Source organism: Gammaproteobacteria bacterium, assembly GCA_040183005.1.
Classification (GTDB): Bacteria; Pseudomonadota; Gammaproteobacteria.
In genome coordinates this window covers 1,576,893-1,590,924 of record JAMPIW010000007.1, presented here as the reverse complement: position 1 = coordinate 1,590,924, position 14,032 = coordinate 1,576,893, and the positions used below count along the sequence as shown (strand labels likewise).

Genomic DNA, 14,032 nt, shown 5'->3' with positions numbered 1-14,032 from the left:
GCCGTTCGTGGTGAGCCTGTCGAACCATGAATGGCTAGTTTTCCGCCCTTCGACAAGCTCAGGGCGAACGGTTAGTATTGGGGTTAATCCCGATTGTTAACGCGTGCATCGATCTTACTCTACATGCTCTGATAGTTTGGCCCGCCGCCCCCTTCCGGCACTGTCCAGACAATGTTCTGCGTCGGATCCTTGATGTCGCAGGCCTTGCAGTGTACGCAGTTCTGGGCGTTAATCTGTAAGTGGGGTTGACCGCTCTCCGTTACGATCTCATACACGCCCGCCGGGCAATAGCGTTGCTCCGGCGCGTCGAAGCGTGCGAGGTTGACCGCAATCGGCACGCTGGCGTCCTTGAGGCGCAGGTGGCAGGGCTGATTTTCTTCGTGGTTCGTGTTTGACAGGTAAACGGAAGAGAGCTTGTCGAAGGTGAGCACACCGTCTGGTTTAGGGTAGTGTATAGGGCTGGTCTCGCTGGCCGGTTTCAGGCTGGTATGATCTGGCTGGCCATGTTTCAGCGTCCACGGCACGTTTACGCCGAGGCAGTGCAGCCACATGTCGAGGCCGCCATACAGCGTGCCGAGCACAGTGCCGAACTTCGTCAAGGCCGGCTTAACATTGCGCACCTTGTAGAGATCTTTCTGAATCCACGAGGCGTTAAGCGCCTCAGGGTAGGCTGTTAACTCATCGTTGGCGCGGCCTTCCATGATCGCGTCGGCTATGGCCTGCGCCGCCAGCATGCCGGACTTCATGGCATTGTGACTGCCTTTGATGCGTGGCACATTGACGAAGCCCGCTGAGCATCCGATCAAGGCACCGCCCGGAAAGCACAGTTTGGGGATGGATTGCAGGCCACCTTCGTTAACCGCGCGAGCACCGTAGGCGAGTCGTTGCCCACCCTGGAAAAAACTGCGGATCGCGGGATGGGTCTTGAATCGCTGGAATTCGTCGTAGGGAGAGAGGTGTGGGTTCTCATAATTGAGATGCACAACGAAGCCGACGGCGACCAGATTGTCCGCCAGGTGGTAGAGGAAAGAGCCTCCCCCTGTATGGCTGCCGAGCGGCCAGCCTTGTGAATGTAATACCAATCCAGACTGGTGTCGGGAGGGATCGATCCGCCACAACTCCTTAAAGCCTATCCCGTATTTCTGCGGCTCAATGTCGTCGCGCAGCTTGAATCGCTGTTCGATTTCCCGTGCGAGTGAGCCGCGCACGCCTTCGGCGATCAGGGTATATTTCGCGTGCAGCTCCATGCCTTGGGTGTAGTTGGCGGTGTGGCTGCCGTCCTTGGCGATGCCCATGTCGCCAGTCGCAACCCCTGTGACGGCCCCGTTGGCGTCGTACAAGACCTCGGCAGCGGCGAAGCCGCAGTAGATCTCCACGCCAATTTCCTCCGCCTGTCGTGCGAGCCATCGGCAGAGGTCACCAAGACTGGCAACGTAGCAGCCGTTGTTGCGCATCAGTGGCGGTAGCAACCCGTTCGGGATTCGCCAGCTGCTGCTCTCTGTGAGAACGAGAAAATGCTCTTCGGTGACAGGGGCATGGAGTGGAGCCCCTTTGGCCTGCCAGTCAGGGATGAGCTCATTCAGCGCGATAGGATCGATCACGGCGCCGGACAATATATGCGCGCCCACCTCCGAGCCTTTTTCCAGCACGCAGACGCTAAGCTCCTGCCCGCTCTCGATTGCCAATTGTTTTAGGCGAATCGCTGCGGCAAGCCCGGCCGGGCCGGCGCCGACGATCACCACGTCATAGCTCATTGATTCACGTTCCATACTACACTCCATACCAGTTGGATATATTCATTCCAGATTGTCCATTAGGCAAATAGAGCGCACAACGCCGTTCGTGGTGAACTTGTCGAACCATGAACGGCCCTTCGACAGGCTCAGGGCGAACGGTTCTGGGGCTAATGGACAATCTTTCATCAAAGGGATAACGCTCACGTCGGCCGTGGCAGGACGATCTCGTCGCTGTAACGGACGTTGACTGAGACCTTTTGACAGAGCGCCAGGAATTCCTGCATACCATGGGTGCGGAATTTCTGCTTATGCAGCAGGAAATGGAAATGGCGTCCGAAATCGAGACCCTTCACCGTCAGCGGCACAAGGTTGCCACGCCGGAACGCGTCCTTGAGCGCGAGCCGGGAGATGCAGCTAATCCCCAATCCTGACTCTACCGCTCGTTTAATCGCTTCAGTGTGTTCTAGTTCGAGTAGGATATTAAGCTGGGATAATACGCTACGCATCGCATGATCGAAGGTCTGGCGCGTACCGGAACCTGGCTCGCGTACGATCCATTTAGCGGATACCAGGTCGTCTAAAGAGACTTCGGACTGTTGAGCAAGGGGATGCTCCGGAGCTGCAAAGATCATCAGTTCGTCTGCGACCCACGGGATGACTTCAAGGTCGTGGTGCTGGCAATCGCCCTCGATCAACCCCAGGTCAAGGTCAAAATGGGCCACGCGCTGGATGATGGAGGCGCTATTGGCTACATCCAGATGAACATGGCAGCTCGGATGTTGCTGCATGAAATTCCCGATCAGCAAAGTGGCGAGATAATTGCCTATTGTCAACGACGCACCAATCCGCAGCGGCCCGAACCCGGCATCACCCGCCAACAGGCTTTCAATAGCCTTGGCCCGATCCAGCAATTCGATGGCTTTCGGTAACAATAAGTGGCCGAGTTCGTTGAGTTGCAGCCGCTTGCTGGCACGGTCGAAGAGGCGGGTATCAAACTGTTTTTCCAGTTCGATCAGCGCCATACTGGTTGCGGATTGGCTGAGCGACAACGCCTCCGCCGCGCGCGAGACGTTGTCGTAACGGCTGATGGCGACAAAAACTTCAAGCTGTCGTAGCGAAAATCTCATATAAATAAAATTGATTAATAATATTAATATAATTAACTTAACAAATATTCTACTATCTATTAGAATCGCCGTAAATAGCTTGTGTAAGTTTATCGCGACCGTGTTCGGGCATTGGAGTTTTTAATGAAGCTACTCGTTGCAATAAAACGTGTTGTCGACTACAACATCAAGGTGCGGCCCAAGGCGGATGGCTCGGATGTCGATATCGCCACTGTCAAAATGAGCATAAATCCCTTCGACGAAGTCGCCGTGGAAGAGGCGTTGCGCCTCAGGGAAGCGGGCATCGCCACCGAGATCGTCGCCGTGGCGGTGGGCACCGCCCAGAGCCAGGATGTGTTGCGCCACGCGCTGGCTATGGGCGTGGATCGGGCGATTCTGGTCGAAACGGACGCGGTGACTGAGCCGCTGGCAACCGCCAAACTACTCAAGGCCGTCGTGCAGCGTGAGCAGCCGCAGCTCACCCTCATCGGCAAGCAGGCCATCGATGACGATGCTGCCGAAACCGGGCAAATGCTGGCGGCGCTACTTAACGTCGGGCAGGGTACATTCGCCTCGAAACTCGAATTGACGGCCGACCGCGTGGTGGTTACGCGGGAAATCAGCGGCGGACAAGAAAAGGTGTCGCTGCCACTACCAGCCGTGATTACGACTGACTTGCGGCTCAACGAGCCACGCTACGTTAAGCTGCCTAACCTCATGCAGGCCAAGAAAAAACCGATTGAAACCCTAAAGTCGTCCGACTTGGGTGTAGATCAGGCGCCGCGTCTGAAGCTGCTGCGGGTGGCGGAGCCGCCTGCACGAGCGCCGGGAATCAAGGTGTCCAGCGTATCGGAACTGCTGCAAAAACTACGCGATGAAGCCAAGGTGTTGCCATGACTATCCTCATTGTTGCCGAACACGACCATCACGAACTCAAACCCGCCACCCGCTCGGCCGTCACCGCAGCGACGGCCTTGGGCGGCGATATTCATCTCCTGATAACCGGCCATGGCGTGGATAAAGTGGCTCAGGCCGCCGCCAAGGTGCAGGGCGTCACCCGGGTTCGGGTAGTCGATGATCTGGCTTATGCCCATGGCCTGCCGGAAAACCTCGCCCCCCTGCTGGTACGCATCGCGCCGGATTACACCACAGTGATGGCGGCCGCCGACAGTTTTGGCAAAAACCTGCTGCCACGCGTAGCCGCCTTGCTGGACGTGGCGGTGGTGTCGGAAATCACTCAGATTGTGGATCAGAACACCTTTGTGCGGCCGATATACGCCGGTAATCTGAACGCCACGGTGCAAACCACCGACGCGATCAAGGTGCTCACTGTGCGTGCGACCTCGTTTCCGGCCGCCCCCGACGGTGGTGTCGCGGCAATCGATACTCTGCCGACGACAGGTGATGCTGGTCTTTCGGCATGGCTCAGCACCGAAATTCAGCCGACCGATCGCGTAGAACTCTCCACTGCCCGCGTCGTCGTCAGCGGTGGTCGGGCGCTGGGCAGCGCCGAGCAGTTCCAGCAGGTTCTTGCGCCGCTCGCGGCCAAACTTAATGCGGCACTTGGGGCAACTCGCGCTGCAGTCGATGCCGGTTATGCCCCTAACGAATGGCAGGTCGGACAAACCGGCACGGTCGTCGCCCCGGATCTTTACATCGCCGTCGGCGTCTCCGGCGCCGTGCAGCATCTCGCCGGCATGAAGGACAGCCGGGTGATCGTGGCAATCAACCACGACCCGGACGCCCCGATCTTCCAATGGGCGGACTATGGGTTGGTCGCGGACCTGTTTGAAACGGTAAAAGAATTGGAACACAACCTCTAAAATAGTCGAGATTGAAACATGGCCACTTATTCAACTGAGCGCGTATTGAGCGTACATCACTGGAACAGCACGCTGTTCAGCTTTACTACAACGCGTGATCCAGGGCTACGATTTGAGAATGGCCAATTCGTTATGATTGGCATGGAAGTCGATGGGCGGCCTTTGATGCGCGCCTACAGCATCGTCAGCGCAAATTACGAAGAGCATCTCGAATTCTTCAGCATCAAGGTGCCGGATGGCCCGCTCACCTCACGTCTGCAACACTTGCAGGTGGGAGATCCGCTGTTTGTCAGCCGCAAACCCACCGGCACACTGGTGCTGGATGATCTGCTGCCCGGAAAAACGCTGTATTTGTTGAGCACCGGAACGGGCCTGGCCGCGTTCATGAGCATCATCAAGGATCCTGAAGCCTACGAGCGGTATGAAAAGGTTGTGCTGGTGCATGGCGTGCGCCACGTCAACGAACTGGCCTACTCCGACTTCATCAAAGACCATCTGCCGCAAAACGAATACTTTGGCGAGAGCGTGCGCGAGAAACTTATTTACTATCCCACCGTAACGCGGGAAGCCTTTGAAAACCAGGGGCGACTCACTGATCTGATTGAAACCGGCAAGTTGTTTAAAGATATCGGTTTGCCCCCGCTGAATCCGGAACATGATCGGGTGATGCTCTGTGGCAGCCCCGGCATGCTCGCTGAAACCTGTGCGTTACTGGATAAACGAGGATTTGTTGTATCGCCGCGCATCGGCGACCCAGGCCACTATGTTATCGAGCGTGCTTTTGTCGAGAAGTAGGCACAATGCGGGTGGTGAAACGCTTAGGTGCCCTTCATGATGCCGATGGGCGCCTAAGCAAAATCCACCAGCACTTCCAAAAATTCCTCGCCGTAATGTTCGAGTTTCTGTTTGCCAATGCCAGGGATGGCGGCGAGTTGTGCCAGTCGTTGCGGGCGCCGCTCTACCATCTCCCGTAAGGTGCTGTCGTGGAATATTACATAGGGTGGCACGCCCTGCTCGCGGGCTAGTTCCATACGCTTTGACTTGAGTGCTTGCCACAAAGCCTCGGATTCGGGTGAGTCAAAGTGGTATGCCGCTTTGGATGAAAGCGCGGATTGCGAGGATTTGGGTTTCTTGCCGCTGGATTCCGGGTCTTTGCGCAAGGCGATTTTTTGTTCGCCGCGCAACAGGGGACGGCTTTCATCGGTCAGTCTCAGGCCGCCATGCCCTTCCATGTCCACCGCCAGCATTCCCGCTGCCACAAGTTGCCGGAAGATGCCGCTCCATTGCGTTTGGCTGAATTCCTTGCCGATGCCGAAGGTGCTTAGTTTACTGTGGCCAAAACGCTGCACCTGGTCGGTGGATTTGCCAAGCAGCACATCGGTCAGGTGTCCCACGCCGAAGCGCTGCCCGGTGCGGTAAACGCAGGATAATCCCATCTGCGCGGCGATGGTGCCGTCCCAGGTCTGCACGGGTTCCAGGCAGTTGTCACAATTACCGCAGGACGCGCTATATTGCTCGCCAAAATAATTGAGCAGCACCTGGCGGCGGCACAGCGTGCTCTCACAGAGGCCGAGCAGGGCATCGAGCTTTTGCCGTTCCAGCCGCTTGCGTTGCTCATTGGCCTCGCCGCTGTCGACCATCTGACGCAGGGTGATGACATCGCCCAGCCCATAGGCCATCCAGGCATTGCTGGGCAGGCCGTCGCGTCCTGCGCGTCCAGTTTCCTGATAGTAGCCTTCCATGCTTTTCGGTAGATCCAGATGCGCGACAAACCGCACGTTGGGTTTGTCGATGCCCATGCCGAAAGCCACGGTGGCGACCATGATGACACCCTCTTCGCGCAGAAAGCGTTGCTGGTTTTTCTGGCGTGTGTCACTGTCCAGTCCGGCGTGGTAGGGCAGGGCATCCCAGCCGCGTTCTGCCAGCCATGCAGCGGTTTCTTCAACCCGTTTGCGCGACAGGCAATAGATAATCCCGGCGTCGCCGCGATGCTCTGTCTCCAGAAAGGCCTGTAGTTGCTGGCGGGTGTTGGCCTTTTGCACGATGCGGTAGCGGATGTTGGGGCGGTCGAAGCTGGAGACGAATTGCTGTGCCTCGGACAGCCCCAGGCGCTCGACGATTTCATGGCGGGTAGGCGTGTCAGCAGTGGCGGTGAGGGCAATGCGCGGCACGTCAGGAAAGCGTTCGTGCAGCACAGAGAGTTGCAAGTATTCGGCGCGAAAATCGTGCCCCCATTGCGAGACGCAGTGCGCCTCGTCAATGGCGAACAGCGCGAGTTCGGCGCGTTCCAGCAATTGCAAGAAGCGCGGCGTCATGAGACGTTCCGGCGCGACATACAGCAGGTCCAGCTCACCACGCAGTAGTTGCTGTTCGACCTGTGAGGCTGCTTGCCCAGTCAGGCTGGAATTGAGGAACGCAGCCTTAACGCCTGCCTGCAGCAAGGCATCCACCTGATTCTGCATTAGTGCAATTAGTGGTGATATCACGATCCCTACGCCACGCCGGACCAGCGCCGGGATCTGGTAACACAATGATTTTCCGCCGCCAGTCGGCATCAACACCAGCGCATCGCCGCCGTTGATAATATGTTCGACAATCGCAGCCTGATTGCCGCGGAATTCGCTGTAGCCAAAAACGGCGTGGAGTGTTTGCAGTGCGGGGGTCATGGTTATCAATGATAACATCACGGGTGGCTTTCATGCCGATTCATGACATAATTCACGCATACAAAGAAAGGTCTTGTAAGCAATGCGATTCACTACTCTCAACGAATGGCTCACCTGGCAAGAGACACTCCACCCTGCGGAAATCGAGCTGGGTCTGGAGCGGGTGCGGCCGGTGCTGGAGCGTATGGGTCTGGGGCGCCCCGAATTTACCGTGGTGACGGTCGGCGGCACCAACGGCAAGGGGTCGAGTGTGGCCATGCTGGAGTCCATCCTTGAAGCCGCCGGATACCGGACTGGCGTGTATACCTCGCCGCACCTGCGGCACTATAACGAACGTGTCAGGATATGCGGTGTGGAGGTTCGGGATTCCGCGTTATGCGAGGCGTTTGAGCGCGTCGATCAGGCGCGTCATGGCATCTCGCTGACCTATTTCGAATTCGGCACTCTTGCGGCGCTGGAAATCTTCTCTCGCTCGCTGCTGGATGTCGCCATCCTTGAGGTGGGTATGGGTGGCCGCCTGGATGCCGTTAATTTGCTGGATGCCGATGTGGCGCTGGTGACATCCATCGGCATAGATCACGCCGAGTGGCTGGGGAATACCCGCGAGGCGATTGCTCGCGAGAAGGCTGGGATTTTTCGCCCCGGACGGCCCGCCGTCTGTGGCGACCTCGATCCCCCGGTAACGCTGCTGCAGCATGCTGAAACGCTGGGGACGCCACTGTATCGCGCCGGACGTGATTTCGGTTATACAGTAGAAGGGGCAGGGTGGTCATGGTGGAGTGTTGCGCGCCGCCGCACGGCATTGCCACACCCCGCCTTGCGCGGCGCTTTCCAATTGCAGAACGCAGCGGCGGTGCTGATGGTGCTGGAGTTGCTGGAGGCCCACCTGCCTGTCAGCCAGAATGACGTGCGCCATGGCTTGGAGACGGTATATTTACCGGGACGTTTTCAGGTGATATCCGATGGTGGTGTCACACGCATATTCGACGTGGCGCACAATCCACACGGCGCACAGGTGCTGGCGGAAACGCTGCGTGCTCATCCCTGCACGGGTCAAACTCATGCGGTGCTGGCGATGCTGGCGGACAAGGATATTGATGGCGTGATAAGCGCCATGCGTGATGTTGTTGATGTATGGCACGTGGCAGGCCTCGATATCAAGCGCGGTGCATCAGGTGCATACCTTGCCGAACGTTTGCTGGCTTCAGGCGTGCAATCCCCCGTACATACTTACGCCGATGTCACCACTGCGTATACTCTAGCTGTTGCTGGCGCACAACCGCAGGATCGGGTACTTGCTTTCGGCTCCTTTTATACTGTGGCAGAGGCAATGAAGCAGGCGGTATAATCACCGTTTTCAGGATGATTCCCACGGATACCCGCGTGAAAATCAGTGCTGATCTTTTCCAAAATTCTCACCTGAAAACGTTCAAGCAAATCGACGAGATGCTGAGCCGCCCCAAAGGGACAGCGTTTCGCGCCTTTAAGCGTATGCAGCACCGCTTCATCGAAGGCGAGCATTTTTACTGTGTTGATGCCCGGGTCGATGCCGATGCTGTTGCGGAATTGCGCCAGGCGGGAAAAATCTATATCTCCACAGTCAATGTCGTTTTCATCACCGAATCCGGATTACCGTTACTTTTAGCCGAACTTGCCGAGTCATAACCCATGGAAAAAAATCAATTGAAACATCGCTTGATAGGCGCGCTGGTGCTGGTTTCGCTGGCCGTCATACTTATTCCGCTGTTCCTTCCTGATAATGAAAAAGAGCAGGGGCCCGCGCCGATCGCTGCTGTTCCTCCCGCGCCTTCCTTGCCAGATCAGAGTTCTGTTGCGCAAGCCTTTCCTGCGCCGGGAGATGCGGATGGCAGCGCGCCAGGCGAAAACACCCCCGCTATGGATGTTACGGCAGACACTGTTGTGGACTCGCTAATCCCCGCGCCTTCCTCAACGCCACCTCCCGCCGAGCCAAAGCCCTCGATAACCTCAATCCCCGCATCCGAGTCCTCGAAGTCGGTTGAGCCCAAGCCCGCGAAGCCAAAAACAGTGGCGCCTAAACCGGCAGAGTCAAAACCGGTGGCGACACCCCATCCCAGCCCGAGTCCTGTCAACGTTCCTACCGCATGGGTAGTGCAGCTTGGCAGTTTTTCCAGTGAGCAGAATGCGCTCGTGCTGCGTGACCGGCTGCGCGCCAAAGGCTATACCGCGTTTGTTGAACGTATTGCCGAGGGGGAGGGTGCGGCCATCCGGGTGCGTATCGGCCCTGAACTGTTGAGATCCAATGCAGAGGCATTGCAACAGAAGCTGGAGCAGGAGATGAAACTGAAGGGTATCGTGATGCGGTACAAATAGGAAATCACAGCGGCGGTTAAATTAAGGGCTGTTTTCCGAAGGACAAAAAAAGGGGCGGGTATGAACCCGCCCCTTTTACCTGAAACCCTCAAGGGTTTTCAGAAACCTCTAGCTATCAGAAGCTTCGCGGTGCGGGCCGTTTCTGTGGCCGCGCTGCAAAGGAGATTTTCGGACGGTCGCCCGATGTCCTGGGACGGGGGGCGCCGTTATCATTGGAGCGCGTGTTCCCGTTTGCATTTCCGCTTGTGTTTCCGTTGCCATAGCCAGTGCTTTTTGCCCGTTGTTGTGCATAAGGCTGGCTAAAGCCCTCGCCCTGGCTGCGGGATTGCCCTCCTCGGGGGGCTGAGGACGGCGAGCGAGGTGCTGATGATGACGAGCGGGGACGCGCTGCGCCGGCACCGGCGCCATTGCGCGCGAAGCCCGGACGGCCGCCACGGGGCTTGTCGCCGCCGGCACCGCCTCTAGGCTCCGAACGGGTCGGCTCCAGGCCTGGCAGAACGCTGCGCTCCAGGCGATGCCCGGTGAGCCGCTCGATTTGCGCCAGCTTGCCCCAATCCTGCGGGCCAATCAGCGAAACTGCCACACCAAAGGCGCCGGCGCGGCCGGTACGGCCAATGCGATGCACGTAATCTTCAGCCACCATCGGCAGGTCAAAGTTGATGACGTGCGTGATGCCCGTGATATCCAGGCCGCGCGCCGCCACGTCGGTGGCAACCAGGACTTTTACATCACCGCGGCGCATACGCTGCACAGTGCGATTGCGGGCACCCTGCTTCATGTCGCCATGCAATGCCGCACAGGTGTGACCCTGCTCACTCAGCTCGCCGGCCAGTTCATCGGCGCCGCGTTTGGTCGAGGTGAAGATGATAGCCTGGCTGAGATCCTGGGAATTCAGCACATGGCTCAGCAACAGATGTTTATGTTTGTAGTCGTCCGCCTGATGAACACGCTGTTCGATTTGCGTGTGTTTTTCTTTCGATCCTGCGATTTGGATCCGGACAGGATCTTTGAGCAGGGTCCGCGCCAGTTTTTCCACATTGCCTTCGAACGTTGCGGAAAACAACAGGATCTGGCGTGTGGCAGGCGTGGCCGCGCTGATGCGTTCAACAGGCTCAATGAAGCCCATATCCAGCATGCGGTCCGCTTCGTCCAGTACCAGCATTTCCAGGCGGGAGAAATCCACCCGTCCGCGATCCATGTGATCGATCAATCGGCCAGGTGTGGCGACCAGCAGATCCAGCGGAGAACGTAAGAGGCGTTCCTGGAGAGGGTAGGGCGCGCCACCCACGATGGAGCCGCAGCTCAGCTTGGTGAAGCGGGCGTAACGCTTGATGGACTCCTGGATCTGCGCAGCCAGCTCGCGGGTTGGGGTGAGGATCAGCACGCGCGGCCCACGGCCTTGAACCTTGGAGGGTTCCTGTAATTTTTGCAGTGCAGGTAATACAAAGGATGCTGTTTTGCCGGTGCCGGTCTGGGCGGAGGCCATCAGATCGTTGCCTGCAAGAGCGACAGGAATGGCTTGGCGCTGGATTTCGGTAGGAGTGGTGTAGCCGCTCGCCTCAATGGCGCGCATAAGGTCGGAGCTTAAGTTAAGTTCTTGGAAAGACAAAGTAATACCCTCTTCCGCCGCCACAGAACGGAAATTATTGATGAATGAATGTGTATGGCCAGATAAAAAATATATCTGGCAGGGCGGGTACCGCTGTGGCTGGTGGCGACCGCCTGGTTGCTGAAACGTCGCCAACCAATATGATGCTGCACTAGACAGCGGAGAGGTCAGAGACGAGGAGTGTCCGTTTGTTACGGCACGAAGCGCACTATACACAAGAGCTTTAGAAAAAGCTAATGAATTTTAGTGTTTGTGGATAATGGCTGGCCGCAATAGTAGGCAAGGGTTGCCTGGATGCTTTATGCTTGGTTCCTTATAGTTGACCGGAATGCTGTGACAAGAGGCGTACGGTTGAGGGGGGCAGGGTTGTATGTGGCGTACTAGATACACATGGTGTTTCCATGGTTTCCTTTTGACATTATTGCTGGTGGTCATCGGCGGTGTTGCTGCTGCCCAGTCGCGCCGTGCGGCGAGCGTGACGCCTCGGCCCGCGCAAGGGCCGTGCGCGCAGTGTCATCAGGATAAGGAGCACCCTGTTTCCATGGCAGTATTCACCAGCGAGTGCCTGGCATGTCATAGCCAGGGGTTACCGGGTGGCCTGCAAAAGACTGCGCGGCGTGTGCTCAAGCCCAAGGCGGATCCCGTATTGGAAATACCCCCCGAGCCGCCGCAGGCAGGGAAGTCCTTCCCGAAGGCCGAGGGCCAGGGGCCAGGCATGAGTGTGTCCATGTATTATGAGCAGGCCAGAATAGGCGCGGCGCCGAATGAGATGGCGCTGATCCCCGCAGGCGAGTTTATCCGGGGATCGAACCAGCGTTTGTCCGATGAAGGCCCGCAGCACACCCTTTCCCTGGGTGATTTCTATATCGACAAGTATGAAGTCACGAACCTCCAGTACGGGCAATTTATAGACTCAACCCATCGCAAATCCCCCGATCATTTTGAAAACAGGACGTTCCCGCCTGGCAAAGCGGATCACCCGGTTGTTTTCGTCACTTGGTACGACGCCAATGCGTATTGCGAATGGGCAGGCAAGCGCCTGCCCACCGATCAGGAATGGGAAAAGGCAGCGCGTGGTACGGACGGTAGAACCTATCCTTGGGGCAATGTTTTTGATGTCGACAAAGTAAACAGCCCGGTACGCTGGACAACACTAAAGCTCGAAGGTGACACCACGCCGGCGGGTGCTTTCGAGGGTGGCGTCAGCCCTTATGGTGTCCATGATATGTCCGGCAATGTGTGGGAGTGGACGGACTCCTGGTATCAGGCCTATCCGGGGAATACTAAGCCAACGGAAAATTACGGGGAAAAGTACAAGACGCTGAAAGGTGGCTCGTGGTGGGATTGCTCGTTCTATAAATGCGGCATCTCCGCGCCCGTGTATAACCGCTCCTTCTTTTTGAGAAACACCAAAAACAAGAGCTTCGGATTCAGATGCGCCAAAGATGCAAAACCGGTTCAATGATAGGGGAGGGTATTTAATGAAAGCAGGCGTGCAACTAAAAAAAATCGCAGTATTAGCCATGCTGTTTTCGCCGGGCGTGCAAGCAGTCACGGCGATTCATGACGCAGACATGGTAAAAGTGCCCGCCGGTGAGTTTGTGATGGGCAGCAACAAGGTGGATCGTTCCAAGAAGGCGGGCGAATTTGGCGCCACCAAGCCCTGGTATCAGGACGAACATCCCGAGCGCAAAGTCAATCTCAAGGCGTTCCTGATCGACAAATATGAAGTCACCAACGTGCAGTACAAAGACTTCATGACCAAAAACAACGCCCCGCCGCCGGATCACTGGATGGAAACGGGGTACATCATCAGCATGAAAAAGGAGAAGCTTCAAGAGCTGGAGGTGGAGCAGTTAAGAAAGACGGCGGTTAAGGTTTTTCATCTGGATATGGATACCCGCGCCATGAGCAAGGAAGATTTGTTGAAGGAGATCGAAAAGAAATTTCAGGCTATCGACAAGCTGCCTGTAACCTATGTGTCCTGGCAGGACGCCAGCGCCTACTGTAAATGGGTGGGCAAGCGTCTGCCCAGCGAGGCGGAATGGGAAAAGGCCGCGCGCGGCGAGCATGGCCAGGAATTCCCGTGGGGCGATGAGTGGAAGGCGGGCCTCTCCAACACCGGTGAAGAATCATGGGAATACGGCGCCGCGCCAGTGGGCTCCTACAAAACCGACAAGTCCCCATATGATGTTTACGACATGGGCGGTAACGTCAGGGAGTGGGTGGCGGACTGGTACAAGGCGTATCCTGGCGCAGCCTATAAGGCCAAGGAATTCGGTGAAAAATACAAGGTTGTAAGAGGGGCGGGGTCAGGCGGTCAAGGCCATTATGCCCTGAGCCTGTTCCAGCGCACAGCGTACCGCGGCATTCTTGATCCTAACGCCACCTATAGCGATGTCGGGGTTCGTTGCGCGAAGGATGCGCGGTGATGGGGGCGCACGCCCATCGTTGATGTCTGCCGGGCTAAATGCAGGGTGGGTTCGCGCTTTTTGCGTAACCCACCAAGCGTTGCAAGCAACACAACGCATTATTCAATGGGTGCCTGGCGGCACATCAGGTGGGTTACGGCGCAAGCTTCACGCCCGCTCTTCGTATCTCTTGTCTTTTGCATAGCCCCATAATTTGCTAAAATGCTTCTTTAGCGCGGGCGTGTGCTCTCGCATCCCCCATGATTTTTGCAGTATGGCAGGAATTGCTAACAGCCCTTTAATTCTAAATATTCGTAATAAAAAGTGAA

12 protein-coding genes are annotated in these 14,032 nt (G+C 57.1%); 8 read left to right on the top strand and 4 right to left on the bottom strand.

Translation table 11 applies throughout. From position 1 onward, the window contains the following. Positions 1-119: 119 nt before the first annotated feature. Together M3A44_13440 and M3A44_13435 are read right to left on the bottom strand one after the other, a co-directional pair. Positions 120-1,769, bottom strand: a complete 1,650-nt coding sequence (locus tag M3A44_13440) for an electron transfer flavoprotein-ubiquinone oxidoreductase (GenBank protein ID MEQ6342610.1) — start codon at positions 1,767-1,769, stop codon at positions 120-122. Between the two features lie 167 nt (positions 1,770-1,936). Further along, positions 1,937-2,863, bottom strand: a complete 927-nt coding sequence (locus M3A44_13435) for a LysR family transcriptional regulator (GenBank protein ID MEQ6342609.1) — start codon at positions 2,861-2,863, stop codon at positions 1,937-1,939. A gap of 123 nt (positions 2,864-2,986) precedes the next feature. Between M3A44_13435 and M3A44_13430 the strand changes: the two genes are divergently transcribed. The 3 genes from M3A44_13430 to M3A44_13420 are packed head-to-tail and all read left to right on the top strand — an operon-like array spanning position 2,987 to position 5,460. Next, on the top strand, positions 2,987-3,739 hold the full coding sequence (locus M3A44_13430; protein ID MEQ6342608.1) for an electron transfer flavoprotein subunit beta/FixA family protein: 753 nt from the start codon (positions 2,987-2,989) through the stop codon (positions 3,737-3,739). Beyond that, positions 3,736-4,665, top strand: coding sequence for an FAD-binding protein (locus tag M3A44_13425; protein ID MEQ6342607.1), 930 nt, complete (start codon positions 3,736-3,738; stop codon positions 4,663-4,665). The genes M3A44_13430 and M3A44_13425 overlap by 4 nt, the downstream gene beginning before the upstream one ends. Positions 4,666-4,683: 18 nt before the next feature. Continuing rightward, positions 4,684-5,460: a ferredoxin--NADP reductase gene (locus M3A44_13420; protein MEQ6342606.1), complete on the top strand. Its 777-nt coding sequence runs from the start codon at positions 4,684-4,686 to the stop codon at positions 5,458-5,460. A gap of 53 nt (positions 5,461-5,513) precedes the next feature. On the opposite strand, the gene recQ is transcribed toward M3A44_13420, so the two are convergent. After that, the gene (recQ, locus tag M3A44_13415) at positions 5,514-7,349 is read right to left on the bottom strand and encodes a DNA helicase RecQ (GenBank protein ID MEQ6342605.1); all 1,836 of its coding nucleotides are present in this window, start codon (positions 7,347-7,349) and stop codon (positions 5,514-5,516) included. Between the two features lie 64 nt (positions 7,350-7,413). On the opposite strand from recQ, the gene folC reads away from it, so the two are divergent. From folC to M3A44_13400, 3 genes are read left to right on the top strand one after another with little or no spacing between them, the layout of a single operon-like run. Further along, positions 7,414-8,679, top strand: coding sequence for a bifunctional tetrahydrofolate synthase/dihydrofolate synthase (gene folC / locus M3A44_13410; protein MEQ6342604.1), 1,266 nt, complete (start codon positions 7,414-7,416; stop codon positions 8,677-8,679). Positions 8,680-8,714: 35 nt separating this feature from the next. Then, the gene (locus M3A44_13405) at positions 8,715-8,996 is read left to right on the top strand and encodes an ORF6N domain-containing protein (GenBank protein ID MEQ6342603.1); all 282 of its coding nucleotides are present in this window, start codon (positions 8,715-8,717) and stop codon (positions 8,994-8,996) included. Positions 8,997-8,999: 3 nt separating this feature from the next. Next, entirely contained in the window at positions 9,000-9,683 is a 684-nt protein-coding gene (locus M3A44_13400) for an SPOR domain-containing protein (protein ID MEQ6342602.1), read from the top strand. Positions 9,684-9,798: 115 nt separating this feature from the next. On the opposite strand, the gene M3A44_13395 is transcribed toward M3A44_13400, so the two are convergent. Next, positions 9,799-11,292 carry a DEAD/DEAH box helicase gene (locus M3A44_13395; GenBank protein MEQ6342601.1) on the bottom strand — a complete coding sequence of 498 codons (1,494 nt, stop codon included), beginning with the start codon at positions 11,290-11,292 and terminating at the stop codon, positions 9,799-9,801. 412 nt (positions 11,293-11,704) lie between these two features. On the opposite strand from M3A44_13395, the gene M3A44_13390 reads away from it, so the two are divergent. Beyond that, entirely contained in the window at positions 11,705-12,757 is a 1,053-nt protein-coding gene (locus M3A44_13390; GenBank protein ID MEQ6342600.1) for an SUMF1/EgtB/PvdO family nonheme iron enzyme, read from the top strand. A gap of 16 nt (positions 12,758-12,773) precedes the next feature. Beyond that, positions 12,774-13,724 carry a formylglycine-generating enzyme family protein gene (locus M3A44_13385; protein MEQ6342599.1) on the top strand — a complete coding sequence of 317 codons (951 nt, stop codon included), beginning with the start codon at positions 12,774-12,776 and terminating at the stop codon, positions 13,722-13,724. Positions 13,725-14,032 lie beyond the last annotated feature (308 nt).